General features: G+C 39.8%; 1 protein-coding gene. It reads right to left on the reverse strand.

Features of this window, described 5'->3' with window-relative positions; genetic code table 11:
* The coding region (locus RRF55_RS27710) for a hypothetical protein (RefSeq protein WP_439419256.1) at nt 1-241 on the reverse strand (241 nt) is incomplete at both ends.

A 241-nucleotide genomic window follows, 5' to 3' on the forward strand; every position in this document is an offset into this window, starting at 1 on the left:
GGTGGATACGTGGGCCAATCACCATTTCTAGCGCTTTACTGACCTGATTTAAAATGGTTTGTCCGTCACGATAGAAGAAGAATAACGACATCACCGCAAAACAGAGTTTAAAAATATTCTTACTGATTTCACTCAGCACCAAACGACCATAATTTAAGTGGCTTTGAAACCAGCCCGAGACATTTTGTACAATACTGTTCGGATCGGTGTTGATTTCTTTTAAAGTACGGGTGACTTCTTT

Origin of the sequence: Klebsiella sp. K47 (assembly GCF_051858335.1) — a bacterium.
GTDB classification, from domain to species: domain Bacteria; phylum Pseudomonadota; class Gammaproteobacteria; order Enterobacterales; family Enterobacteriaceae; genus Klebsiella; species Klebsiella pneumoniae.